This is a genomic window from Stappia sp. ES.058, from assembly GCF_900105595.1.
GTDB lineage: Bacteria > Pseudomonadota > Alphaproteobacteria > Rhizobiales > Stappiaceae > Stappia.
Window position 1 is genome coordinate 4,190,700 of the sequence record NZ_LT629784.1, and the last position, 24,209, is coordinate 4,214,908.

At 65.6% G+C, this 24,209-nt stretch carries 23 protein-coding genes; 17 read left to right on the forward strand and 6 right to left on the reverse strand.

The window, feature by feature from the left end; translation table 11 throughout:
• Nucleotides 1–34: 34 nt before the first annotated feature.
• The 13 genes from BLU32_RS19580 to BLU32_RS19640 all read left to right on the forward strand — a co-directional run bounded on the left by BLU32_RS19580 (nucleotide 35) and on the right by BLU32_RS19640 (nucleotide 14,331).
• Nucleotides 35–1,279 (forward strand): MFS transporter, encoded by a 1,245-nt coding sequence (locus BLU32_RS19580; protein ID WP_093809731.1) that lies wholly within the window; start codon nucleotides 35–37, stop codon nucleotides 1,277–1,279.
• 363 nt (nucleotides 1,280–1,642) lie between these two features.
• The gene (locus tag BLU32_RS19585) at nucleotides 1,643–3,130 is read left to right on the forward strand and encodes a M81 family metallopeptidase (RefSeq protein WP_093809733.1); all 1,488 of its coding nucleotides are present in this window, start codon (nucleotides 1,643–1,645) and stop codon (nucleotides 3,128–3,130) included.
• Nucleotides 3,127–4,242, forward strand: a complete 1,116-nt coding sequence (locus BLU32_RS19590) for a C4-dicarboxylate TRAP transporter substrate-binding protein (RefSeq protein ID WP_093809735.1) — start codon at nucleotides 3,127–3,129, stop codon at nucleotides 4,240–4,242. Before BLU32_RS19585 ends, BLU32_RS19590 begins: the two co-directional genes overlap by 4 nt.
• Before the next feature lie 61 nt (nucleotides 4,243–4,303).
• Nucleotides 4,304–4,837, forward strand: a complete 534-nt coding sequence (locus tag BLU32_RS19595; RefSeq protein WP_093809737.1) for a TRAP transporter small permease subunit — start codon at nucleotides 4,304–4,306, stop codon at nucleotides 4,835–4,837.
• Nucleotides 4,830–6,134 (forward strand): TRAP transporter large permease, encoded by a 1,305-nt coding sequence (locus BLU32_RS19600; protein WP_244501748.1) that lies wholly within the window; start codon nucleotides 4,830–4,832, stop codon nucleotides 6,132–6,134. The genes BLU32_RS19595 and BLU32_RS19600 overlap by 8 nt, the downstream gene beginning before the upstream one ends.
• A gap of 4 nt (nucleotides 6,135–6,138) precedes the next feature.
• The gene (locus tag BLU32_RS19605; protein ID WP_093809741.1) at nucleotides 6,139–7,023 is read left to right on the forward strand and encodes a MurR/RpiR family transcriptional regulator; all 885 of its coding nucleotides are present in this window, start codon (nucleotides 6,139–6,141) and stop codon (nucleotides 7,021–7,023) included.
• A 14-nt stretch (nucleotides 7,024–7,037) separates the two neighbouring features.
• The gene (locus tag BLU32_RS19610; protein ID WP_093809743.1) at nucleotides 7,038–8,363 is read left to right on the forward strand and encodes an aspartate aminotransferase family protein; all 1,326 of its coding nucleotides are present in this window, start codon (nucleotides 7,038–7,040) and stop codon (nucleotides 8,361–8,363) included.
• A gap of 188 nt (nucleotides 8,364–8,551) precedes the next feature.
• Entirely contained in the window at nucleotides 8,552–9,763 is a 1,212-nt protein-coding gene (locus BLU32_RS19615) for a hypothetical protein (RefSeq protein WP_093809745.1), read from the forward strand.
• On the forward strand, nucleotides 9,760–10,791 hold the full coding sequence (locus BLU32_RS19620; protein ID WP_197673652.1) for an aminotransferase class I/II-fold pyridoxal phosphate-dependent enzyme: 1,032 nt from the start codon (nucleotides 9,760–9,762) through the stop codon (nucleotides 10,789–10,791). The genes BLU32_RS19615 and BLU32_RS19620 overlap by 4 nt, the downstream gene beginning before the upstream one ends.
• A 109-nt stretch (nucleotides 10,792–10,900) precedes the next feature.
• Complete coding sequence (locus tag BLU32_RS19625; RefSeq protein ID WP_093809747.1) at nucleotides 10,901–11,881, forward strand: radical SAM/SPASM domain-containing protein; 981 nt, start codon at nucleotides 10,901–10,903, stop codon at nucleotides 11,879–11,881.
• Between the two features lie 25 nt (nucleotides 11,882–11,906).
• Nucleotides 11,907–13,034, forward strand: a complete 1,128-nt coding sequence (locus BLU32_RS19630) for an anhydro-N-acetylmuramic acid kinase (protein WP_093809749.1) — start codon at nucleotides 11,907–11,909, stop codon at nucleotides 13,032–13,034.
• Between the two features lie 38 nt (nucleotides 13,035–13,072).
• Entirely contained in the window at nucleotides 13,073–13,513 is a 441-nt protein-coding gene (locus tag BLU32_RS19635) for a SufE family protein (RefSeq protein ID WP_093809751.1), read from the forward strand.
• On the forward strand, nucleotides 13,510–14,331 hold the full coding sequence (locus BLU32_RS19640) for a HesA/MoeB/ThiF family protein (RefSeq protein ID WP_093809753.1): 822 nt from the start codon (nucleotides 13,510–13,512) through the stop codon (nucleotides 14,329–14,331). Before BLU32_RS19635 ends, BLU32_RS19640 begins: the two co-directional genes overlap by 4 nt.
• On the opposite strand, the gene BLU32_RS19645 is transcribed toward BLU32_RS19640, so the two are convergent.
• Nucleotides 14,307–14,558 carry a MoaD/ThiS family protein gene (locus BLU32_RS19645; RefSeq protein ID WP_157727758.1) on the reverse strand — a complete coding sequence of 84 codons (252 nt, stop codon included), beginning with the start codon at nucleotides 14,556–14,558 and terminating at the stop codon, nucleotides 14,307–14,309. The two genes, BLU32_RS19640 and BLU32_RS19645, sit on opposite strands and share 25 nt — an antisense overlap.
• A gap of 61 nt (nucleotides 14,559–14,619) precedes the next feature.
• Here BLU32_RS19645 and BLU32_RS19650 point away from each other — a divergent pair, with 61 nt between their 5' ends.
• Together BLU32_RS19650 and BLU32_RS19655 are read left to right on the forward strand one after the other, a co-directional pair.
• A complete protein-coding gene (locus BLU32_RS19650; protein WP_244501883.1) occupies nucleotides 14,620–15,813 on the forward strand; it encodes a CaiB/BaiF CoA-transferase family protein in 1,194 nt (397 codons plus the stop codon).
• A 72-nt stretch (nucleotides 15,814–15,885) separates the two neighbouring features.
• A complete protein-coding gene (locus tag BLU32_RS19655; protein ID WP_093809757.1) occupies nucleotides 15,886–16,893 on the forward strand; it encodes a hypothetical protein in 1,008 nt (335 codons plus the stop codon).
• 17 nt (nucleotides 16,894–16,910) lie between these two features.
• Here BLU32_RS19655 and BLU32_RS19660 read toward each other — a convergent pair whose 3' ends face one another.
• The 5 genes from BLU32_RS19660 to BLU32_RS19680 form a co-directional block, all read right to left on the reverse strand.
• Nucleotides 16,911–18,275 carry a ThiF family adenylyltransferase gene (locus tag BLU32_RS19660; RefSeq protein ID WP_093809759.1) on the reverse strand — a complete coding sequence of 455 codons (1,365 nt, stop codon included), beginning with the start codon at nucleotides 18,273–18,275 and terminating at the stop codon, nucleotides 16,911–16,913.
• A 33-nt stretch (nucleotides 18,276–18,308) separates the two neighbouring features.
• On the reverse strand, nucleotides 18,309–18,545 hold the full coding sequence (locus tag BLU32_RS19665; RefSeq protein ID WP_093809761.1) for a hypothetical protein: 237 nt from the start codon (nucleotides 18,543–18,545) through the stop codon (nucleotides 18,309–18,311).
• Nucleotides 18,546–18,599: 54 nt separating this feature from the next.
• On the reverse strand, nucleotides 18,600–19,460 hold the full coding sequence (locus tag BLU32_RS19670; RefSeq protein ID WP_172838599.1) for an ABC transporter permease: 861 nt from the start codon (nucleotides 19,458–19,460) through the stop codon (nucleotides 18,600–18,602).
• Entirely contained in the window at nucleotides 19,457–20,410 is a 954-nt protein-coding gene (locus BLU32_RS19675; protein ID WP_093809763.1) for an ABC transporter permease, read from the reverse strand. Before BLU32_RS19675 ends, BLU32_RS19670 begins: the two co-directional genes overlap by 4 nt.
• 70 nt (nucleotides 20,411–20,480) lie before the next feature.
• The gene (locus tag BLU32_RS19680; protein ID WP_093809765.1) at nucleotides 20,481–21,989 is read right to left on the reverse strand and encodes an ABC transporter substrate-binding protein; all 1,509 of its coding nucleotides are present in this window, start codon (nucleotides 21,987–21,989) and stop codon (nucleotides 20,481–20,483) included.
• Nucleotides 21,990–22,266: 277 nt separating this feature from the next.
• On the opposite strand from BLU32_RS19680, the gene BLU32_RS19685 reads away from it, so the two are divergent.
• Nucleotides 22,267–23,211: an ABC transporter ATP-binding protein gene (locus BLU32_RS19685; RefSeq protein ID WP_197673653.1), complete on the forward strand. Its 945-nt coding sequence runs from the start codon at nucleotides 22,267–22,269 to the stop codon at nucleotides 23,209–23,211.
• On the forward strand, nucleotides 23,208–24,197 hold the full coding sequence (locus tag BLU32_RS19690) for an ABC transporter ATP-binding protein (RefSeq protein ID WP_093811364.1): 990 nt from the start codon (nucleotides 23,208–23,210) through the stop codon (nucleotides 24,195–24,197). The genes BLU32_RS19685 and BLU32_RS19690 overlap by 4 nt, the downstream gene beginning before the upstream one ends.
• Nucleotides 24,198–24,209: the final 12 nt, after the last annotated feature.

The following is a 24,209-nucleotide window of genomic DNA, read 5'->3' on the forward strand; positions in this document are numbered from 1 at the left end:
GACCGTCCCTGCAGCTGCGACGCGAGGCGCTGACATGGGCAAGATTGGCGATCCCGCTCAAGCGGTTTACGAGCTTGCGGCATCATCCGCACGGCCTGAATTCCCATGGGCCGGTCTGCTCGCGCTGTCGATGGCGGCCTTCATCACCATTTTGACCGAAGCCCTGCCGGCCGGCCTGCTGCCCGCCATCGGGCAGGGACTCGGCGTGTCTGAGGCGGCGGCCGGGCAACTCGTCACGGTCTATGCAATCGGCTCGCTGCTTGCAGCCATTCCGCTGACAACATTGACGCAGGGCGTCCGACGGCGTCCGCTTCTCATGGCGGCAATCGTGGGATTCCTGTTCGTCAATACGCTCACGGCACTCTCTGAAAGCTACGCCCTCACGCTTGCGGCCCGCTTCGTGGCCGGGGTCGCGGCGGGCCTGCTCTGGGCGCTGACGGCGGGTCATGCCGCGCGCATGGCGCCTGTTCACCTCAAGGGCAGGGCCATTGCCGTGGCCATGGCGGGAACGCCACTTGCGCTGTCGCTCGGTGTCCCGGCCGGTACGTTCCTGGGCGCGGTTTTCGGCTGGCGGGCCTGTTTCGGCCTGATGAGCGCTCTGACGGTGGGCCTGATCTTCTGGGTGCTGGCGAAAGTCCCCGACTTTGCCGGCGAACCTGCTGCGCAGCGCCGAACCTTGCTCGGTGTCATGGCGCTTCCGGGCGTTCGACCGGTGCTGGGCGTCGTGCTCACGTTCGTTCTGGCCCACAACATCCTTTACACCTATATCGCCCCCTTCCTGGCCGAGGCCGGCATGGTCAAACGGACCGACACCGTGTTGCTGGTCTTCGGTCTTGCCTCGCTGGTCAGCATCTGGGCCGTCGGCATGCTGGTCGACGTTCGTCTGCGCGCGCTGACCCTGACCAGTATCGCGCTCTTTGCCGCCGCCGCGGCACTGCTGTGGGTCCGGGGAGAGGTCCCGGCCGCGATCTATGCTGCAAGCGCGGTCTGGGGGCTGGCCTTCGGCGGATGTGCGACCCTTTTCCAGACGGCAAGCGCAAAGGCGGCTGGCCCGGCGGCTGACCTTGCGCAATCCATGTTGGTAACGATGTGGAATACCGCGATCGCCGGCGGTGGTCTGATTGGCGGGCTGTTGCTTGACGAGTTCGGGGTTGCAAGCTTCGCGCCCAGCCTGCTGATCCTGATCGCGCTGGCGTTGGGGATCACGCTTGCCGCGCGCAGACATGGATTTCCCAAGGGTAACGCATTGAACCAGGGTGAGGACCTTGAATCAGGATGAAACGGGTTAAGGCGCAATCGGCGTCAGATCCGGAGAACAGAAAACGGGGTCACCCCGCCGCGTCTGCGCGTTTGACCGGGCAGCCCGCTCGCTCTGCACACTCTTCCCCACAGCGTTTTTTCTACACCGCTTCGCGCTGCTCGCGGTGCCAGACAGAGACGTGTGAACGACGGTCGGGCCCGCTTCAACGGGTTTTCCCGGGACACCGGCCTTCCACGCCCGCTCGAACGGGCGGATCGGAAAGGGCGTTCGCTGTGGCGGCATCGTGTGATGCGGGCGGGTGACTTCGCATCTCTTGACAAAACAAATGAGCTATTTAAAAATAAATTGAACATTTGATCCAAATCCACCATTGGACCGCACATGCGCATAGGCGTCGCCCGGCTTTGGCACGAGGCAAATTCCTTCTCTGTCTGTGAAACGACGCTGGCGCATTTCCAGGATCGCGAATGGTGTCGCGGCGCGGCGGCAGCCGAGCTCTATCGGGGGACGGCCACGGAACCGGGTGGCGCATTGTCCTGGGCGGGGCGCCGCAAGGATGTCGAGCTGGTGTTTTCCCGATGCGCCTCGGCCGCGCCCGCCGGTCCCGTCGATCAGGCGCTGCTCGATAGCATCGCGCGAGAGATTGCAGAAGATCCGGCACTTGAGGGCATCGACGGTTTGTATCTGTCCCTTCATGGCGCCTGTATCGGAACGGTCGACCCCGATCCCGAAACCACTCTTGTTGCCGCGCTGCGTTCCCGGTTTCCAAATCTGCCCATCGCGGCGTCTTTTGACATGCATGCCTGTATCGCCCCTGAGCTGACCGACAGGCTCGATGCCGCGACGGTTTATCGCACCTATCCGCATGTCGACATGGCGGAGGCGGCGATCGCCACCCTCGACATGCTGGCCGGCATCATCGAAGGCAACCGCAAGACCCGCGTCTTGTTGCGGATGATCGACAAGATCCTGCCAAGCTTCAACATGCGCACCGACGGCCCCGGCCCGATGGGTGACATCGAGACGGAGGCGGTAGCGGCCGCATCGCATGGCGCAAACGACGCGGCGCTCCTCGCGGCCTATCCCTATGCCAGCTTTGCCTATGCCGACGTGCCGCAGGCCAATGCGGGCGTTCTTGTCACCTGCGAGGACGAGAGCCGGGGGCGCGCGCTCGCCGACCATGTCGCCGGCTACATGAAATCGAACCAGATGCGGTTCCTGCCGGACCTGGCAACAGCCGAAGCGGTGCTTGCCGGTCGGCCCTGGGCCGATGGCAGCCGGGTCGCAATCCTGGAGCCCGCCGACAATCCGCTCTCCGGGGGTATTGGGGACACGCCGGGCCTGTTCGCCGCCGCACGCAATGCGGATCTGCCGGACGGCAGCGTCTTCGCCTTCTTCTGCGATCCCGAAACGGTGACGAAGGCACATCAGGAAGGCGTTGGCGCGACGTTCGCCGTTTCCCTCGGAGGGCGCCTCGATGCGCGGTTCGGCCAGCCCGTGGCCGTCGGCGCCGAGGTGCTGTGCCTGACCGACGGCCGGTTCCGCAACGAAGACGCGATGGAGCGCGGCATGCGCGTCGATCTCGGCCGCACGGCGCTTCTCAATGTCGACGGGTTGCGGGTCATCGTCACGACCGGCTGCCAGTCGCCAAACGACGCCGCCTATTTTCGCCTGCACGGCATCGACATCGACGAGGTGCCGGTGCTTCTCGCCAAGGCGAAGAACCATTTCCGTGCTGCCTTCGGCAGCCGGTTCGACGTCATCCGGTCCTGCGACACGCCGGGGCCAGCCATGGCTGACGTCTCAAGACTGCCCTTCCGAAACGTACCTCGGGAGCGCTTCAACCTGGAAAACCAGAGGGACACATGAAAAAAACACTTAGCGCCGCTCTCATCGGCCTCGCCGCAAGCTCCGTCAGCGCCACGGCACTCGAGCTTACCGTAAGCTCCTGGGTCGCGCCGTCGCACCCCACCATCTTTGCCGGCTATAAAACCTACTTTCCCGCGGTGACCGAAGCCTCCAACGGTGAGGTTACCTTCAATCTGGTGTCCGGCGGGGCTCTGCTCGGCGGCAAGGAGACGCTGACCGGTCTCGGCGACGGCGTTGTCGACGCGTCGGTTCTCGCGCTCACCTACAACCCCGCGCAGCTGCCGACCAGCCAGCTTGTCGCGGAACTGGCGATGCTGAGCGGCAATTCCCTGGCGGTCGCGGCGGCGGTCACCGAGTTCACGCTTCTCGACTGCGCGCCCTGCATTGCCGAGTTCGCAAAACAGAACGTCGTCTACACGGGCAGCTATGCGACCGCGCCCTATGCGTTGATCAGCAAGGACGGCATCTCCGAAACGGCCGATGTGTCCGGCAAGCGCGTCCGCTCGCCCGGCGGCGCCTGGGATCGCTGGATCAGCGAGGCCGGGGGTACGGTCGTGCACACGTCCAGCTCTGAAATGTACGAGGCGCTCGACAAGGGCGTGATCGACATTGCCATGCAGCCGGCTGCAGCGCTCAAGACGCATTCGCTCTGGGATGTCGCAAGCTCGATCACGCTCGGCAGTTTCGGCGTCTACAACTCCGGCCCGCTGCTTGCCTTCAACAAGGACACCTGGGCGGAGCTGAGCCCGGAGAACCGGCGCGTCATGCTCGACAAGATGGCCGAGTCCATCGTGGCCACCACCGAAGCCTATGTCGGGCAGAACGAGGCCGCCAAGGCCGAAGCCGCCGATCACGGCATGACGGTCATGGACGGGCCGGAAAAGCTCGAGGCGGAGATCGCGACGTTCAACAACCAGGACACGTCGGCCATCGTCGAGAAGGCCGGGGAGGTCTATGGGGTCGAGAACGCACAGGCGCTGATCGAGAGCTATCAGGCATCGCTCGCCAAATGGGAAGAGATCACGGCCTCCGGCCTGTCGGGTGACGCCCTGGCGCAGCGGATGAAGTCCGAGATTTTCGACAAGCTGTCGGAAAACGAATACGGCCTCTAGGCCGGTCGCGGCGGCGCCTTTGGGGCGCCGCCTCCCTTTTCCCCGAGCCGCCGGACGTCCCATGCAACACATTGATCTCTTTCTGGGCAGGCTGGGCCGCCTTCTGGCGTTGTCCGCCAGCCTTTGCCTTGTCGTCATGATGCTTCAGATTTGTCTTGATGTCGTTGGGCGCTACCTTTTCGGCGCACCGATGCCCTCGACGCTCGAGATCGTGTCGGACTGGTGGATGCCGGCGCTCATCTTTCTGCCGCTCCTGAATGTCGAATGGCGAAACGAGAACATCGCCGTCGACCTCTTCTACCAAAGCCGCGGGCCCCGGACGCAAGCCGTGATGGATGCGATCTCGCTTGTCTGCTTCGGCGGGTTTCTGGCGCTCATTGCCTATGCCGGCTTCGAGCAGGCGATGCGCGGCTTTCGCCAGGGCGAGTTCATCGTCGGCATGATCCCCGTCATCACCTGGCCGCCGCGCTTCTTCCTGCCGGTGGCGGGCGGTCTGACGGTCCTTCTTTGTTTCGTGCGCGCCCTGGAGGCACTCGTGCGTGCCGTGTCGGCGCCTACCCTCACCCGCGACCACCAGGGACCTCACCGTGGATAGCATTACACTCGTTTACTGGGCGCTTGCCGCGCTCATGGTGCTTCTGGCGCTGCGCGTTCCGGTCGCCGCAGCCCTCGGTCTCGTGGCCATCGTCGGCATGTATCTGCTGGTGGGCGAGCGCGCGACCTGGGGCGTCATGCGCTCGGTGCCGCATGCCTTTGCCGCCCACTGGAGCCTGAGCGCCATCCCCATGTTCCTGTTCATGGGCTATGTGTGTTTCGCGGCGGGGCTGACGGACGGCATGTTTCGCGTCGCGCGCGCCTGGCTCAACTTTCTGCCCGGCGGCCTCGCCATTTCCTCCGTCGGCGGCGCGGCGCTGTTTTCGTCGGTCACCGGCTCCTCCGTCGCCTGCGCGGCCGCCATGGGCAAGATCGCCGTGCCGGCCATGCTTGATCGCGGCTATGACGCCAAGCTGGCGGTCGGCACGATTGCGGCCGCCGGAACCATGGGCTCGCTGATCCCGCCGAGCACCATCCTGTTGCTCTATGCTGTCTTTGCCGAGGTGCCGGTCAGCCAGCTGTTCATCGGTGCGATTATCCCCGGCCTGCTCACTGCCCTGATGTACGGCCTGATGATCCTCCTGAGGGTCAAGCACAATCCGGCTCTGGCGCCGCGTGAAGCGGAGGTCGACTGGCGCGAGCGCATTCACTCGCTCGCCGACACCTGGCCGCTCTTCCTTCTGGTCGTGACGGTTTTCGGCGGGATTTTCGCCGGCCTGTTTTCCGCCACCGAGGCCGGGGCCATCGGCGCCCTGGCATCCATCGTGATCGGCTTCGCCAAGCGGACGCTGTCCTGGCACGCCCTGAAGGACGCAGCGTTCGAGACGATCCGCTCGACCTCTGCCATCTTCCTGATCGCGGTCGCCGCGGCTTTGCTGACCCGGCTTTTCGCTTTTGCCGGTTTTCCCGATTACGTGCAGGGCCTGATCGGCAACGACATGTCGCCGCTCCTGATCATCATCGCCGTCTCGCTGATCTATCTCGTGCTCGGCATGTTCCTGGATCCGATCGGCGTGATGCTTCTCACGCTGCCGGTGCTGCTGCCGATCTTCGAGACCGCCGACATCAGCCTCATCTACGCCGGCGTCATGATCACCAAGTATCTGGAGATCGGCCTGATCACGCCTCCGGTCGGGCTCAATGTCTTCGTCATCAAGAACGTCGTCGCCGACCGGGTGTCGATCAGCGACGTCTTCCGGGGCGTCGGCTGGTTCCTCCTTGCCGATGTGGTGACGGTCGCCATACTCATAGCCTTCCCGGCGACCGTTCTCTGGTTGCCCGGCCTGATAAGCGGGTAACACCATGGCGAAGGCCCCGACACCGGAAGACCTGACCCGGCTGATGATCGGCAGGATCGACGCCCTGCCGCGCCGGCTGGCGGACGGCGCGCGTCACCTGATCGACCATCCGGACGACGTGGTGCTTCTTTCGATGCGCGAGATCGCGAACCGCGCGGGCGTTGCCCCGGCGACCCTTGTGCGGCTTGCCCGTACGCTTGGGTATTCGGACTGGTCGGAGCTGCGGGCGCTCTATGCCGACAGCTTCCGCACCGGTCCGGCCCGTTATGCGGACAAGGCGGTTGCAGCCGTGCAGCAGGACAAGGGGGCGGGCCTCCTGGGCGAGACGTTCCGGGCACAGGAAGCAAGCCTTGCCTATGCGGTCGAGAGCAATGCGCCGCAGGACATCGCCGCTGCCGCGCGGACCCTCGCCCACGCCGAACGTATCTATGTGGCCGCCTTCATGAGCTGCCGGGGGCCGGGGCTCACCTTTACTTATCTGTGCAAGATGCTGCGCTCCAATGTGGAACTGCTCGGCACCGAAGGATCGTCGCTGGTCGCCGACCTTGCGATGCTGACGGAGCGCGATGCGGTGTTGTCGATCAATTTCCAGCCCTATGCGCGCGAGATTGACCTGATCGCCGACGGAGTCCGCGCCTCCGGGGCCAAGTTGATCAGCCTGAGCGACAGTCGTGCCACGCCGCTGCAGCCGCACGCGGCGACAAGCCTGCTTTTTTCCGCCGAGAGCCCCTCCTTTTTTCCCTCCGTGATTTCCGCAGTCGGTGTGGTCGAGGGCCTCGCCGCCGCCATGCTGACCGAATTGCAGGACACGGCGATGGAACGGATCGGCCGCATCGAAGAGCAGCTCTACGCTTCCGGTTCCTACCACGCGCACAAGCGCGCCCGATAACAGAGACCTTTCGAATGACCCATGTGTTTCATCGCTCTCCCAAGAGCGCCCTTCCCGTTGCCGTGCACGGGAGCGGCACCTACGTCACGGATGACAGCGGCAAGCGCTATATCGACGCCTGTGGCGGGGCCGCCGTCTCCTGCATCGGGCATGGCGATAGGCGCGTCCAGGAGGCCGTGCAGCGTCAGATGGCGGAGATCAGCTACGCGCATACGAGCTTCTTCACCTCGCCCGCCGCCGAGGCCCTCGCCGATCACCTGTGTGAGGCGACCCCGGTTCCGCTCGACAAGGTCTATTTCGTGGGAAGCGGGTCCGAGGCGGTCGAAGCCGCCATCAAGATGGCGCGCCAGTATCATCTGGAGCGCGGCGAGCCGTCGCGAAAGCTGGTGATCTCAAGGCACCAGAGCTACCACGGCAACACCCTCGGTGCGCTGTCGGTCGGCGGAAACCCGCCCCGCCGCAAGCCCTACGGGCCGTTTCTGCTCGACGAGCCCAAGATCGAGCCCTGCTTTTCCTATCGCTACGGCCGGGACGGGGAGAGCGCGGAAGACTATGCGCTGCGCGCCGCGAACCTTTTGGAGGAAAAGATCCTCGAACTCGGCCCGGAGACCGTCGTCGCCTTCCTGGCCGAGACCGTGGTCGGTGCCACCGCCGGCGCCGTCACGGCCGAGGCCGGCTATTTCCGCCGCATCCGCGAGATCTGCGACCGCCATGGCGTTCTCCTCATCCTGGACGAGGTGATGTGCGGTGCGGGCCGGACGGGGAGTTTTCTGGCCTGCGAACAGGAAGATGTCGCCCCCGACATTCTCACGCTCGCCAAGGGGCTGGGTGGCGGCTATCAGCCGATCGCGGCCGTCATGTGCACGGACCATGTCTATCGGACCATCGTCGAGGGAAGCGGAAGTTTCGTGCATGGGCACACCTATTCGGCGCATCCGATCGCTTGTGCCGCAGCGCTCGCGGTCCAGCAGGTCATCCGCGAGGACGATCTGCTTGAAAATGTCGTCGAACGCGGCGCGCAGCTGCGCGAGCGACTGGAGGCCCGGTTCGGCAATCACCCCCATGTCGGCGACGTGCGCGGGCGCGGGCTTCTCCAGGCCATCGAACTGGTCGAGCATCGCGACGACAAGACGCCGTTTTCGCCGGACCGGCGCATCGGCGCGCGGATCAAGCGGGACGCCATGGCGCTTGGGCTGATGGTCTATCCGGGCGCCGGCACCATCGACGGCGTTTCCGGCGACCATGTGCTCCTGGCGCCGCCCTATACGGTCGATGCGAACACGATCGATCTGATCGTCGAGCGGCTGGGCCTTGCGGTGGATGCGGCCCTGGCGGAGTGATCCGGCCCTGCGCTCCTCCATGTCCACCTGTCTGTCCGGCGATTGAATGCCGGTTTCCCGTCGCCCCACGGCACGCCGGTCGCGCGCGCGGGAAACGGTCTGGGGTCATTGTTTCTAAGCGTGTCCTTGCAAAAATCGCCACCCTGAATATCCTACCAGTCTAACACCACCGAGACTGGAGGTCCGCTGTGTCCCTGTCCGCGTCTCTTTCCGGGGTCGTTCCCGAGGCCGTATCGCCGTTTTCCGCGGATGACGTCCTGAGGGCAGGGCGCCGGGTGCCGGGCGTGCTGCGCGAACGGGCGCAAGCCGGGGACGAGGCCTGTTGCCTGAGCGGCGAGACGGTGGCGATCTTCCGCGAGAACGGATTTTTCCAGGTCCTGCAGCCGCGCGGGTTCGGCGGTCTCGAGCTTCCGGCAATCACCCTCTTTCGTCTGCAAGGCCTTCTGGCGGAGGCGGACATGTCGGCCGGCTGGGTGATGGCCAACATGGGTGTGGTCTCGTTTCATCTGGCACTGTTTCCGCCCCAGGCCCAGGCGGATGTCTGGGGTACGGACCCCGACACGATCCTGTCGTCGAGCAACATGCCGGGCGGTCGCCTGTGCGCGGGGCCGGGCAGCGATTTCAGTCTTTCCGGGCGCTGGCGTTTTTCCAGCGGTGTTCAGCATGCCGACTGGCTGGTTCTCGGAGCGCTCATGGAGCGCGACGGGGAGCCCCGCGCCGGCGCCTGTCTGGTTCCCCGCGATGACGTGGAGATTGTGGCGGACTGGGATGTCATCGGGCTGCGCGGCACCGGCAGCCATGCGGTCGAGGTCACGGAGGTCCATGTTCCCGCCCACCGCTTTCTGGCGCATGAAGACCGCTTTCACGGCCGCACCCCGGGAACGCAGGTCAACACCGGGCCACTCTACCGCCTGCCGCTGCCGCAACTCCTGTTCCGGTCGATCTCGACCTCGTCGCTCGGCGGGCTGCGCGGGATGCTTGATGCCTTCCTCGCGGCAAACGGCGAGCGGACATCGATGATGGCGCAGCGCATAGCCGAGGATCCGCATGTGCGGGACCTCTGCGCCACGGTCGACGCGGATCTTGCCGCGATGTGGCGGGTGCTGGAGGGCGATCTTGCAGAGATGAGCGCGGCGGCCGAGCGCGGCGAGGAGTCGAGCCTGGCGCGGCGGCGTGTCTTCCGTCTGAACGCGACCCGCGTCGCTGACCGCTGTTTCCATCACGGGGCGAACCTTCTGCGCGCGGCCGGGGCTGCCGCGCTCTATCGCGGTTCTCCATTGCTTCGTTATTTCAATGATATGCTGGCCGCCCGTCAGCATGCCGCCAACCAGTATGAGCTTCACGCCCGAAACGATGGCGCTGCTCTCTTCGGGCTCGGTGAGGAGGATATGCTGCTGTGAGCAAGCCGATTGCAGATAAGCTCGATCCAGCGGCGCCGCGGCCGGCGCCGCTGCCGTTCTCCGTTGCCTTCGATGCTCGCGACGAGGATGAACTCCTCGGCCTGTGGCGCGACATCCTGCGGTCCAACCGATGGAGCGACGGGGACCACACGCGCGCCTTCGAGGCGGCGTGGAGCGCGCAGACCGGACTGGAAGCGGTGGCCTTCAACAACTGGGCGGGCGGCGCGCTGGCGGCACTCGACTTCGTTGGCGTGACGGGCGAGGTCGTGCTCTCGCCCTCCAACACCTTCCTGGCGACGCCGCGTTCGGCGCAGAAGTCGGGCGCATCTGTCGTGTTCTATGACTGCAACCGGGAGGACCTTTGCGGGTCTTTCGACGACTTCGTCGAAAAGGCCGAACGGCATCGGCCGAAGGCAGCCTGGATCGTTCATGTCGGCGGACATATCGCCTTCGATATCGAGAAGATCGCCGCCTATTGCCGGGAAAAGGGCATCTGGCTGATCGAGGATTGCGCCCATGCCCATGGCGCCAGCTGGAACGGTCGTGCGGCCGGGAGTTTCGGCGACGCCGGCATCTATTCCTTCTATCCCACCAAGACGATCTCCACAGGCGAGGGCGGCATGCTGGTCACCGCCAACCCCGACCTTGGCCGCCATGCGCGCTCGTATCGCGATTACGGCCGGGGTTCCGGCTATCGCATCGAAGGCATGAACTACAGGATCGACGAGTTCACCGCGGCAATGGGTGTGGTGCAGACGCGTCGTCTCGCCGATTTCGTCGGCTGGAAACAGGCCTATGCGCACGATGTGCTCGATCCTGCTTATCCCAACCGGGTGCGCCTGCCCGATGGGATGGAAAGCGGGTTTTACAAATACATCGTGTTCGACCCGATCGAGGGCGGGGCCGGCAAGGTCTACGAACTGCCGTGCCATCGCATCATGAAGGACCCCGCGGAGCTACCGAACACCGACTGGGTGGCGGAAAACCACTGGTGCGTCCCGATTCACTATCCGCGCGCAGTGTCTTGATCTGGACTTACAATGGTACCTAAAAGGTATTGTTTTGCCGGAAATTGTATGATCAACTGAATTTTGCCCGGCCAGGGGCGCCCTGGCGGTAGGTGACCAGGGAGCTTGCATGACCGATCACACTCCGCGCACCGAGAGTTCCGCCATCGACGGATCGCCCGTCTGGCTCTGGCTCGACCCGACCACCCGCTGCAACCTCGCCTGCCGGCTTTGCTACACGAAGCTCAGCCACGGCAAGGACGACATGACGCCGGAGGATCTCCGGCGCATGCTGACCGACCTGCGCGACAGCGGCTCGGTCGATGTGCAGACCATCCATCTGAACTGGCGCGGGGAGCCCTTGATGAATCCGCGCTTCGCGGAGCTGCTCGCCACCGTCGGCGATGTCATGCCAGGTGTGCCGCTTCAGTGGCACACCAACGGCACCATGCTGACCGAGAAGCGGGTCGAGGAGATCGTCTCCGTTGATTTCGACCACAAGATCTTCGTCTCGCTCGATGGCGGAAATCGGCTGTCGCATGACCTCAACCGGGGCGAGGGCAATTTCGAGAAATCCCTGCGCGGGCTGGAGGTCCTGCTCGACCGTGCGAAGGACCGGCCGGGGCTGCGCGTTGGCGTCTACCAGATCGATCTGGACGAGCCGGTCGAGGATTATGATCCGCGTTTTCTCAAGTTGCTGGAACGCGTCGACCAGTACGAGAAGGTCAAGCCGCTCCTGCCCGGCGGCGCGGAGCAGGCCATCGACAAGGTGGAGAGCCTGGAAAGCGACGGCACGCTCGACCGCATGCTGTCGGAGGAGGTGCTGCCGCATCTGCCCGTTCCGCAGCTTCCCTGCTTCTGGGCCGGGCATGTCTTCTGCGTCGCGCCGAACGGCGACGTGTCGATCTGCGTGATCAGCCATGGCCAGGCCGGGATCGTCGGCAATCTCCTGCGGGACGGCGTCGACCGGGTGCTGGCCGGCGCGCTCGCCTTCCGCTGCCGGCTTTCCGACCACGGGCGCGGGGCTGTCAGCCATTGCAAGGACTGCCGCAAGCCGGCGGGCCGAATCTTTCCGCAGCACATTCAAGACAAGCGCGCCGCCGCAGCCTGAGGCGGCGCACAAGGAGCATGATGATATGAAGCCTGCCTGGGCAATCGGACTGATGACCGGAACCGTTCTCGACGGGTACATCGACATCGCCATGATCAAGACCGACGGCGAGACGATCGATGCCTTCGGGCCCTGGGAACTTGCGCCTTATCCGGTCGATATCCGCGAGCTTCTCGGACGGACGTTCCAGGCGGCGCTCAAATGGCAGTTCGAGGGGCCGGAGCCGGCGATCTTCCGCGAGGCGGAAGCCGCTCTCACCGAAGCGCAGTCTCTCGCCGTGAACGGCTTCCTTGAGCGGCACGGCTATTCCGCGTCCGATATTTCCGCCGTCGGCTTTCACGGACAGACCGTGCTGCACCAGGCGCCGGAGGGCGGGCGGCGTGGCTACACGCGGCAACTGGGCGACGGTGCGATGATGGCGGACATCGTCGGCACGGATGTCGTTTATGATTTCCGCTCCGCCGACATGGATGCTGGCGGACACGGTGCGCCGCTGTCGGCAATCTACCACAAGGCAGCACTCAGAAAGATCAACGCCGGCGGCGACACGGCGGTGCTCAATCTCGGCGGCGTCGCCAATCTGACATGGTGCGACGGCGATCACATGGTCGCCTTCGACACCGGGCCCGCCAATGCGCCCGTGAACGACTGGATCTTCGAGCACAATGGCGGCGACATGGATGAGGGCGGTGCGATTGCCGCAAGCGGCACCGTCGACGAGGACCGGCTGCGCAAGCTTCTCGAACACCCCTTCCTCGCCGCGCCCTATCCCAAGTCGCTCGATCGTTTCGATTTCTCCGCCTCGATGGCGGAAGGGGCGAGCCTGGAAAACGGGGCAGCGCTTCTCACTGCCTTCACGGCCGGGTCGGTCGGAAAGGCGCTCGATCTCCTCCCCAGCCGCCCCCGCCGCATTGTCGTGTGCGGCGGCGGACGCAAGAACCCGGTGATGATGCGCGAGATCGCGAAACGCACCGGCGCGGAGGTCGTGCCGGCCGAAAGCGTCGGTTTCCGCGGCGATGCGGTGGAGGCGGAGTGTTTCGCCTTCCTCGCGATGCGCTCCAAGCGCGGCCTGCCGCTCAGCTTCCCGCTCACCACGGGGGTTAAGGAGCCGCTTGGCGGCGGGGTTCTCGCACAGGCGCGGGCGGCCGCCTGACAGTCCGGGCACTCCGGCAAGGCATATGGACACGCAGGATGCGTTCGATCGAGGACTATATGGCAAGCCTTGCAGACCGGCTCGGGCCGGGCTGCGGATCCGGCGGACCCGTGATTGCCCTGATGGAGATGGCCGGCGAGTTGCCGGAGATGGATCCCGCTCTCAAGACCGAGGACGCATTGTTTCACGGCTGCCAGTCCCGGGTCTGGCTCACCCTCGGCTTCGACCCCGATGCACGGACGGTGCGCGTGATTGCCGATTCCGACGCCCGCATCATGCGCGGGCTCTTATCGATCGCCGTCAATCTCTACGACGGGCGCAGCGCCGACGAGGTCGCCTCGATCCCGCCGGACCGGTTGCGCGAGGCCGGGATGATTGAACTGTTGGCGCCGAGCCGCGCCAACGGGTTCTATCGCCTCTTGAAACACATTCACGGCTATGGCGCGGCGCTGGCCGCGGAACGGGCGGAGCTGTCATGACCGAAAACGCCCTGACTGCCGAGGAGTACGCCTACTATCAGCGCCAGATGGTGCTGCCGGAATGGGGCGAGGCGGGCCAGCTTCGTCTCAAGGCGGCGCGCGTGCTCGTCGTGGGCGCCGGCGGTCTCGGTGCTCCGGTCCTGCAATATCTTGGGGCCGCCGGGGTGGGGCGCATTGGTGTGGCGGATGGAGATTTCGTCGAGGTCTCCAACCTGCACCGGCAGGTCATTCACACGATGGAGGATCTCGACACGCCGAAAACGACGAGTGCCGCGGCGCGGCTGCGGCGCGGCAATCCGCATGTCGCGGTGGTGGAGCATATGTTCCCGGTGACGGCCGCGAATGCGGCGGACCTCGTCGCCGGCTATGACGTCGTCGCCGATTGCACCGACAATTTCGCCACCCGCGATGTCCTGCATGAGGCCTGTTTCGCGCTGGGCCGGACGCTTGTCAGCGGCGCGGCACAGATGACGGAGGGCACGGTCACCACCTTTGCTGCCTTTCGCGGCGGCGCCAACCCGTGCTTTCGCTGTCTCTATCCGACGCCGCTTCCCCCCGAGGTCACTCCGTCCTGCTCGATGGTGGGGGTGGCGGGTCCTGTCCTGACGGTGATCGGCGGCCTCCAGGCGATGGAAGTCGTGAAGGAGATCCTCGGGATCGGAGGCGGTCTCAGCGGGCGGATCGTCATGTACGACGGTCTGTCCGCCGGCTTTTCCGAGGTGCCGCTCGCCCGGCGTGCGGGCTGCCCCTGTTGCGCGAAGGCCGAAGGTCCGCACCGCGAAAAGACGAAAGCTCAGCCTCCGGTAACCGGGGGATAGATCTCCACCACGTCCGAGGGAGAAAGCTCATGGTCCGCGTCGACATAGCGCCGGTCGATCACATAGCGCAGCGCCTGCGGCATCGCGAAGAGCGGCGCGGCCTCCGCGTGGCGCTCGGCGAGGAAACCGGTCAGATCCGCGATGGTGCGCACATCTGCGGGCCGGTCGATGTCTTCCTCGGCGCAACCGGTCTTGGTCTTGAGCCATGTATGGAATTTAACCTTCATTGCAAATCCTCCTGAATTTCGGGGAATTGTACTTGAATATATTATGAAAGAAAACATCAATATGCAAAATAAGTCCCTTAATAAGATAAAAGTACTTGACCTATCCAGGTATATTGCGGGGCCTTTCTGCGGTCAGATCCTGGGAGATCTTGGCGCCGACGTGGTGAAGGTCGAACGCGCCGACGGCGGTGAGGAAGGCCGTCGGGTTGGCGAGATGGTCGACGGCGAGACGCTGTTCTTCATGGGGGCGAACCGCAACAAGCGCAGCCTGACGCTCGATTTCCGCAATCCCGACGGTCAGGCGCTGTTGCGCCGGCTCGCGGCGGAAGCCGACATCCTGATCGAGAATTTCCGCCCCGGCACGCTGGAGAAGATGGGCTGCGGCTACGATGTCCTGTCGGCGAAAAATCCCGGCCTCATCCTGGTGCGCATTTCCGGCTTCGGTCAGGACGGACCGATGGCGTCGCATCCCTGTTTCGACGGGGCGGCGCAGGCCCACAGCGGCATCATGACACTCACCGGCCAGGCAGACGGAGCGCCAACAATGGCCGGCGTCTTCGCATCCGATTATTCGACCGCGCTTTATGCGAGCATTGCCGCACTTGCCGCCCTGCAGGCGCGTCAGGAAACCGGCAGGGGCCAGGTCGTCGAGGCCACGCTGATGGACAGCGCCTTGTCGATGCTGACGACGGCCATCGGCGAATCGAAGCTCTTCGGGATCGAGCAGTCTCGCCTCGGCAACCGCGACCGTTATCTCTCGCCGTCGCATTGCTTCAAGAGCCGCGACGACAAATGGGTCTATGTCGTTGCCGGCAACGACCATCATTTCGTGCGGTTCTGCGAGGCGATGGGCAAACCCGAGCTTCAGGACGACGAGCGCTTCGCGACCTTCTTCGCGCGCAACGCCAATGTCGCCGAGCTCGAGGCGATCATAGACGCCTGGGGACTGGAGCATGACGCGGAGGCGATTCTCCAGGCACTGCACGATGTGGGTGTCCCCTGCGAGCCGGTTGCCAGCATCGCCGATGTCGTGGAAAATCCTCACCTCGCCCATCGCGGGCAGATTGTCGACGTGCCCCATCCAGCCGGTGGAACGGTTCCCGTGCCGGCCTCCGCGATCAAGATGTCCGCCACCCCTCCCGGCGTCCATCGCGGCCCGCCGGCGCTTGGCGCGCATACGCGCGAGGTGCTGCAGGACTGGCTCGGGGTCGGGGATGCCGAATTGGCGACGATTGAGAAAACGGGATGTCTATGATCCGCGGCCATTCGGTGTAGATTGCCCGCGGCCCGCCTATTGTCGGGCTCCCGTTCGCCGGAGACACCATTGATGCCGGGATATGCTTTGAAGGCCGCTGCGATGGATGGCGCGCAGCTTGCCGACCGTGCCGCCGCGCTGCGTGCTGCCGGACTTCCGGTTGTGCTCGAATTGCACACCTTCGGCCCGCGTGATCTGGAAGATGCGGCGACAAGGCGCGTGTGTCTGGAAAATCTCGCAAGGTTGCGGCAAAGCCACGGCCCGCTCGATCTCACGGTGCATGTGCCCTTGCAGAAAGTCGCAAGAGTGACGGAGAGCGTTTTCGATTCGGGGCAGGTGGAGGACTCCCTGCGTTTCGCGGACGATGCGGGGTCCCACCGAGTTGTCATCCATCGCTACTGGGGTCTCGTTTACGGATCCGAGCCGCAGCGCGCGACGAGGCCCGAGGCAACGGCCGGGTTCAACGCGGAAATCGCGCGGCTGGCGCGGCTCGCGCCGGATATCCAGCTGCTGGTGGAAAACGTCGGCCATTATTCGCTGCTGCCACGCGACGGCACGTCGTTTCTCGCAGGTCCCCTCGATCATTTCTTTCCCTGGGAGATCGCGGAGTTCCGCGCCTTCGTCGCGGCCGAGGGGCTGAAGAATGTCGCCCCCTTCGTCGACACCGCCCATGCGACGCTCTCGGCCAATCTGTTCAACTGGCGCCGGGCGCATCCTGCGACCACCAAAGACGATCCCCGCTTTTGCGCCGTGCTCGATGAGGATCTGGAGCGCAGCGAACGGCTGCATCCGTTCGACTTCGTCGATGGCGACATGCCGTGGATGCATGTCAGCGACAGCGTTTTCTATCCCGATCCGGCCAACGGCCCGCCCGAGATTCCGCTCGATGCGCTGATCACGGAAGGCCTTGAGGTCGGCACCGGCAATCTGCCCTTCGAGAGGTTCCCCGACGCGCTGGGGCGCGACGCGACGACCGGTCTTGTTCTGGAAGTGGAGCCCGGCGTCGGCGAAAGCCATCGTGCCAACCGGGCGCAGGCGCGCTCCCTGCGGTATCTGCGGAAACTCTTCGAGGCCGGCTGAAGGGCCGGGCCGCCCGCTCACAGGCGGTGCGCCGTGCCCCAATGCGCCGGGATCTCAAAGGGAAGCTCTCCGGCATCGCCCAGTCCCCGTTCGTCCTGGCAGCTGCAGGCTTCGTCCACCGGCTGCGGCCGGTCGGTCACGTCGAGGCAATCGGCGATCAGGTTCATCTGCATGCGCTGAAACGGCGGGTCGAACCGCCCGGTCAGCCAGCCGATGGCATAGCCCGCCGCCAGCGTTCCGCTGGTGGTGGTGATATAGCCGACCGTGTCGATCTGCGGGATTTCATGCGCTTCCGGCGGTGGCGCCTGGTCTCCGGCGGCATCGATCAGGGCCTGACGCTCGGCCGGCGACATCAGCTCCTGGCGCATGCGCAGATCGTCGACCATGCCCCGGCAGCGCGGGCAGGGGTCGTGGGGGCGAAACAGCACCAACTGGATGATCTGACCCGTGACCAGTCCGTTCGCGCCCTCGATCAACCCGCCGCAATCGATGGCCGGCACCAGATAGCGCCGCGCCATGTCGCTGAGCACGAGCCGGCTGGTGTGCTGGTCGGTGCACCCCAGCAGCACATCCGCCTGCGCGACTTCCTCCACGATGGCGCGTTGCGGCAGGCGCCCGTCGAAGGCGATCACCTCGATGTCGGGGTCGATGCTGCGCACGTGGTCGCGGGCGAGCGTCGCTTTTAGCGTCGGCGTTTCGATGTGTTCGGGAAAACTCGCGTGGGTGCGCTCCAGGTTCGACGGGCTGATCACATCGGAATCGACGATGACGATCTTGCCGACGCCCGCACGTGCCAGCATCGGGATCGCGACCGAGCCGGTGCCACCCGCTCCGATCACGACGGCGGTCGCACGCCTCAGGCGCTGATAGGCCTCGACGCCGAAGGAACTGGTGAAGCGCGCGACCCGCTCGGGCGGCAACGGGTCCGGCGCCGGCGGCGTGCCGCCGCTCCAAAGGCGCACGCCGGGCCGGCCCTCGAGGAACATGCGGTCGACCTCGTGCCAGCCGTCGGCTGTTCGCCAGCGTGCCGCAATCTCCGGCGGCCCCTGCGGTGCAACGCCGATCAGGAGGCGAACCGCAGGCCCTTCCCCGGTTTCGGCAGGTGCCGGGGCATCGCCCCAGTCGTCAAGCGCGGCACGAAAGGCATCTTCCCCGTCAATCGCCAGCGCCCTTATGTCGGCCCGGACACCGTTTGGCCGCGCCGGCAGGGCGAGATGAAGCGGGCGCAGGGTCCAGACGGTCGCGTCCTGCGTGTGCGTAACGGCAAGCGTTGCCGCCCAGTCTTGCGCCGGCGCGCCGGGCAACGCGTCGGCGCGCAGCGTGTCGAATTCGGTTTTGCCAAGTCTCAGCAGGGTCTTTGCGACCTCATCGCGGGCGGGCATCCGGGCCTCCTGTGCGGGTGCGGCAAGCGGGGGCTAGCCGCCCATCACGAACTTGCGGGTCACCAGAAAATGAAGCCCCGAGCGCATGGGAAGCGAGCTATCCCGCGCAAGCGCTTCATAGGTGCGCGGCCCGGTTTCCCGCTCGACGATCGCGTTTTGCGCCGGGATCCCGGCAAGGGTTGCAAGATCGTCGGCGGTCATTGTCGGCGCGACGCCGCCGTCCCGGTCGAACCGCCGGCGGTTGATGGTGATTTCCAGTCTGTCGTCCATCGCAGGCTCTCCCTTTTTGACCGTCCCCGCCTTGATCGTTCAGGCGGCGCGGGGTCAGGACTGGCGCAGCCTCGGGTCCAGATCGTCGCGCAGCGCATCGCCGAAGAGGTTCAGCGCGAAGGCGACGATCAGGATCGCCACGCCGGAAAAAATCGCCGCCCATGGGGCGAGAAACAGGAAGTTGCGTCCCTCCGACAGCATCATGCCGAGCGAGGGCGTCGGCGGCTGGGTGCCAAGCCCCAGAAACGACAGCGAGGCTTCCACCAGGATCGCCGAGGACAGCAGCAGGCTGAACTGCACCAGGATGACGCTGACGAGGTTCGGCAGGATGTGATGCAGGATGATGCGCAGGTCCGAGGCGCCGATGGACCGCGCGCTCAGGACGAAATCGCTTTCGGCGACGACGAGCGCCGGCCCGCGCAGCAGCCGGGCGAAGATCGGCGTGTAGACGATGGCGATTGCGGCGGCCGTCGGCACGGCGCCCGGTCCCATCACGGCGATGACGCCGATGGCGAGCAGCATCACCGGAAAGGCGAAAAGCACATCCATCAAACGCATGATGATCCGCTCCGCCCAGCCCCGGTAGTAGGCCGCGACCAGGCCGAGGACGCTGCCGCCGAGAAACGCGACAAGGACGGCACTTGCCGAGATCGCCAGCGATGCGCGCAGGCCGAAGACAATGCGCGAGAGCACGTCGCGGCCCAATTGGTCTGTGCCGAGCCAATGCGCGGCGGACGGCCCCTTCAGGCGTTGCAGGATGTCCTGGGCCAGCGGGTCGTAGGGTGAAATCAGCGGCGCGGCGAGCGCGACAAGCACGATGACCGCGATCATCGTCAGCGCCACGGAATAGAGCGACAGCAAAGGCCTGCGCCGCCGGCGGCCTTGGGCCTGCGGGGGGCTTGCCTGTCCGCTCATTCCGAAATCCTCGGGTCGATCAGGGCGTAGACGACGTCGACGGCGAAATTGACGAAGACGAAGCTGCAGGTCACCAGCAGGATCGTCGCCTGTATCAGCGGATAATTGCGTTCCGCGATGGCGCCGAGGATCAGCCGGCCGAGACCGGGGATGGCGAAGACCTGTTCGATCACGATGGCCCCGCCGAGCAGGTAGCCGGCCATGATCCCGACGCTTGTGATGAAGGGGATCAGCGCGTTGCGCAGGGCGTGGCGGTAAAGCACGCGCCGCGCCGGCACGCCCTTGGCCCGCGCGGTGCGGATATAATCCTGCTGCATCGCCTCCAGCAGCGTGGAGCGCAGCAGGCGGGCGAGATTGGCCATGATCGGCAGGCTGAGCGCGAAGGCGGGCAGGATCATCCGCGCGAGATTGCCGAGCGGATCCTGCGAGAAGGGCACATAGCCGAGCATCTGCACGTTCGGCGCCAGCGCCGACAGCACGAGGATCATGATGATACCGAGCCAGAACGGCGGAATCGTGAGGCCGACCACGGACCCGGCCTGCACCAGCGCCTCGCCGCGTCGGCCGCGCAGTCGCGCCATCAGGATGCCGAGCGGAATGGCGAGGATGACCGCGGTGGCGAGCGCCAGCAGCGTCAGTTGCAGCGTCGGCCAGACATGGGCGGCGATCTCGTCGATCACCGGCTTGCCGGTCCAGATCGAGACGCCGAAGTCGCCGCGCAACACATCCGAGAGCCAGGCGAAATACTGTTCGTGAATGGGCAGGTCGAGCCCGAGGCGCGTGCGCACCGCCGCGATGCGTTCGGGCGTCACTTCCGCATTGGCGCCCAGCATGATCGCGACGGCATCGCCCGGGATCATCCGGATGAAGCCGAAGACCAGCACCGAAACGCCTGCGATCACGAAGGCGAGGTCGACGAGGCGTCCGCGAAGCCGTCTGAGAAACACCATGGCCGGGCAATCCGTTCGGCGGGGGAGGCCGGCGGCGGCCGTCGCCGCCGGACCCGCGATGGCAGATCGGTCAGTTGCCGAGCGTGACGGACTTCAGCGATCCGAGCGAGCGGTTGGGGTAGATGGTGAAACCGTCGACGGCCTCGCGCATCGCGGTGTAGAGCTGGCCATAGGCGAGAAACAGCACCGGTCCGTCGCAGGCGAGCGTCGACTGGACCCTGGCGTAGATCTCGCGACGACCGTCGACGTCGGTTTCCTCGCGGCCCGCGTCGAGCAGGGCGTCGAGCTCGGGGTTGGAGTATTTGAACACATTGGTCGAGCCGCCGGTACGGAAGGTCCGGTAGAAATAGTCGTCCGGCTCGATCGTTCCCGAGTTCAACGAGACGAACATGTCGAACTCCGAATTCCGCCAGTCCTGCACGAACTGCCCGATCTCGGGAATGTCCAGCGTCAGTTCGACGCCGACGGCGGCGAGCTGCTGCTGGATGACCTGCGCCATCGCCTTTGTGTCGTCGCGCGGAAGCACGAGAAGCTCAAGCTCGACCGGCGGGGTCACCCCGGCCTCGGCAAGCAGCGCCCTGGCCTTTTCCGGATCGGGGGTAAAGCAGGCAAGCTCGTCGACCGGCGTCGCGAAGCCCTTGAGCGCCGGCGACAGAGGGCCGCCCGGCACGCCCGCGCCGAAGAGCGCTGCCTGCACCAGATCGTTGCGGTCGATCGCATAGTTCAGCGCTTCGCGGACCTTCGGATTGTCGAGCGGCGGCCGCGTCACGTTCAGCCCGGTGAGCGAATAGGCGAGCTCCAGCGTTTCCTGCAGCTTGATCTGCGGTTGCGACTGCAGCTGCAGCGCCGTCACCGCATCGGTGTTGGGCAGCATGTGGTACTGGCCGCTCGTCAGGCCGACCTGTCGGGTGGCGGCTTCCGGCACGATGTTGAAGTTGACGCCGTCGAGCTTCGGCAGTCCGTCCTGCCAGTAGCCGTCGTTGGCCTCGAGGCGGATTGCGACATTCGGCTGCCACGCGACGAACCTGAACGCGCCGGTCCCGTCCGGCGCGCGCTGCAGCGTTTCGGTGTCGCCGGCGTATTTCGCCGGAACGATGGCGATGGTGGTGAGCGAGGACAGCAGCGGCGCCGACGGCGCTTTCAGCTTGACCACGACGGTGCTGTCGTCGGGCGTCTCGATGCTGTCGACCGCCGCAAGCCGGCTGGCGAGCGGCGAGCCGGTCGCCTCGTCCAGCACGCGCTTGAGGCTGGCGGCGACGTCGGCGGAGGTCATCGTCCCGCCGCTGTGGAAGGTCACGCCCTCGCGCAGGGTGAAGGTGTAGGTTGTCTTGTCCTCGGAGATCTCCCAGGCGCTGGCGAGCCCGGGCACGATGTTGAGGTCGGCGTCGAGGGCGGTCAGCCCCTCGTAGATCGTTCCGTCGATGATCTGGAAGGAGGAGAAGGCGGTCACGATATGCGGATCGAGACCGGAGGGCGAGCTGTCGACGGCGACCTCCAGCGGGGCCGCGTGAGCGGCGACGGATAGGCCGAATGCGAGCGCGGCACCGGATGCGATGAAGGATTTGCGCAGACTGTCCATGAACCCCAAACTCCCCTCTGGATACAATTCTGAAGTGCCCGCCTTGCCGGTGTCGAGCTTAGGCTGTTATGCTAGTCCACCTGAATACCATTTACAAGATGGTCGCGATTTCAAGGGTACCAGTAAAGGACGAGTCCGGCGTGTCGGCAATCGCAGCAATTCGATCCTATCAGACAAAATCGCGAGGCGTGACCATCCGGTTGCAAGAGCCTCCGTCTCCTGTTCAGGCTGTGGTCCGTTCGGGATCGCGGTCGCGCGGGTTCGCAGGGGCGCGCGCGTGCTGAGGATCGAGGACCTGTGTCTGGAGGCCGGGTCCGGTGTTCTCGTCGATGGGATCGACCTGTCGGTGGACGAGGGCGAGATGCTCGGGTTGGTGGGCGAATCCGGCTGCGGCAAGACGATCACCGCGCTGTCGGTGCTGGGTCTTTTGCCGAGCCAGGCCGTTCGCGTGACGCGCGGGCGGATCCTGTTCAACGGCCGCGACATCGCCCGCCTCGGCGACGACGAAATGAACGCGGTGCGCGGCAACGACATCTCGATGATCTTCCAGGAGCCGATGACCTCGCTCAATCCGGTGATGACCATCGGCGACCAGATCGGCGAGGGACTTGCGCTCCATCGCGCTCTTGAGGGCGCGGAGCAGGCCGCGGAGGTCGACCGGTTGCTGGCGCTCGTCGGTCTGCCGAACGGGCGCGACCAGCGACGAAAATATCCGCACCAGCTCTCCGGCGGACAGCGCCAGCGGGTGATGATCGCCATGGCGCTTGCCTGCGAGCCGTCGCTCCTGATCGCGGACGAACCGACCACGGCGCTCGATGTCACGATCCAGGCACAGATTCTCGATCTGATCGGCGAGATGCGCGCCCGCTTCGGCATGGCCTGTGTTCTGGTGACACATGATCTCGGCGTCGTCGCGGAGACCTGCGACACGGTGGCCGTGATGTATGCCGGGCGGATCGTCGAGCAGGGTCCGGTGGCGGATGTGTTCCGCAACCCGCGTCATCGCTACACCGAGGCGTTGCTGCGCACGATCCCCGCCGCCAACAGGCCGGGCTCCGCCCTTCCGGCGATCACCGGCACGGTGCCGCAACCCGGCGCGCGGCCGCCGGGCTGCGCCTTTGCCGAACGCTGTTCATCGGAATTGTCGCAATGTGTGGGCGAGAGACCGCCGCGTGTTGGAGAGGCGGAGCATTTCGCCATGTGCTGGAACCCGGCCTCATGACCCCGCTTCTGTCCGTCATCGATCTGGTCAAGCATTATCCCGCCGGCGCCGCCGGCAAGGTATTGGCGCTCGACGGCATCAGCTTCAACCTTGCCGAGGGGGAGGTGCTGGGCGTCGTCGGGGAATCGGGCTGCGGCAAGAGCACGCTCGGGCGCACGATCATGCGCCTTGCGCGCCCGACGTCCGGGGAAATCCGCTTTCGCGGCACGGATCTCGCCGGGCTGAAGGGCAAGGCGCTCAAGGCTGCGCGCGCCGAGATCCAGATGGTGTTTCAGGATCCCTTCGGGTCCCTCAACCCGCGTCACAGCGTGGCGACCATCGTCGGCGAGCCGCTGGTGGTCCACGGCCGGCCGGATCGCGCGGCCCGGGTGCGCGAACTGCTCGATCTCGTCGGCCTGCCGCAGACGGCGGCCGCGCGTCTTCCGCATGAATTTTCGGGCGGGCAGCGTCAGCGCATCGCTATCGCCCGCGCGCTCGCCCTGTCGCCGCGCATTCTCGTTGCCGACGAGGCGGTGTCCGCGCTTGACGTGTCGATCCAGTCGCAGATCATCAATCTCTTTGCGGAGCTGCGCCGCGAGCTCGGCCTGTCGATGATCTTCATCAGCCACGACCTGTCGGTGGTGCGCCATGTCAGCGACCGCATCGCGGTGATGTATTTCGGAAAATTCGTCGAAACGGCGCCGGCCGAGGAGCTTTTCCACGCGCCGCTCCATCCCTACACCCGCGCACTGATGTCGGCGATCCCGAAGCTGCCGGGGGCGGAGCGGGCAGGCGAAGGATCGGCACAACGGATCGTGCTCAAGGGCGATGTGCCCAATCTCGCTTTCCGGCCGGAGGGCTGCCTGTTCCACCCGCGCTGCTACGTCATGCGTGACAGATGCCGCCGGGAGGAGCCAGAGCTTGCGCCGGCGCACGGTGAGGGGGGCGACGCCCGGCTGTGTGCGTGCCACTACGCCGGAGAGGACTTCGCCGACGCACCGACATGAGGCGGCCGGCCC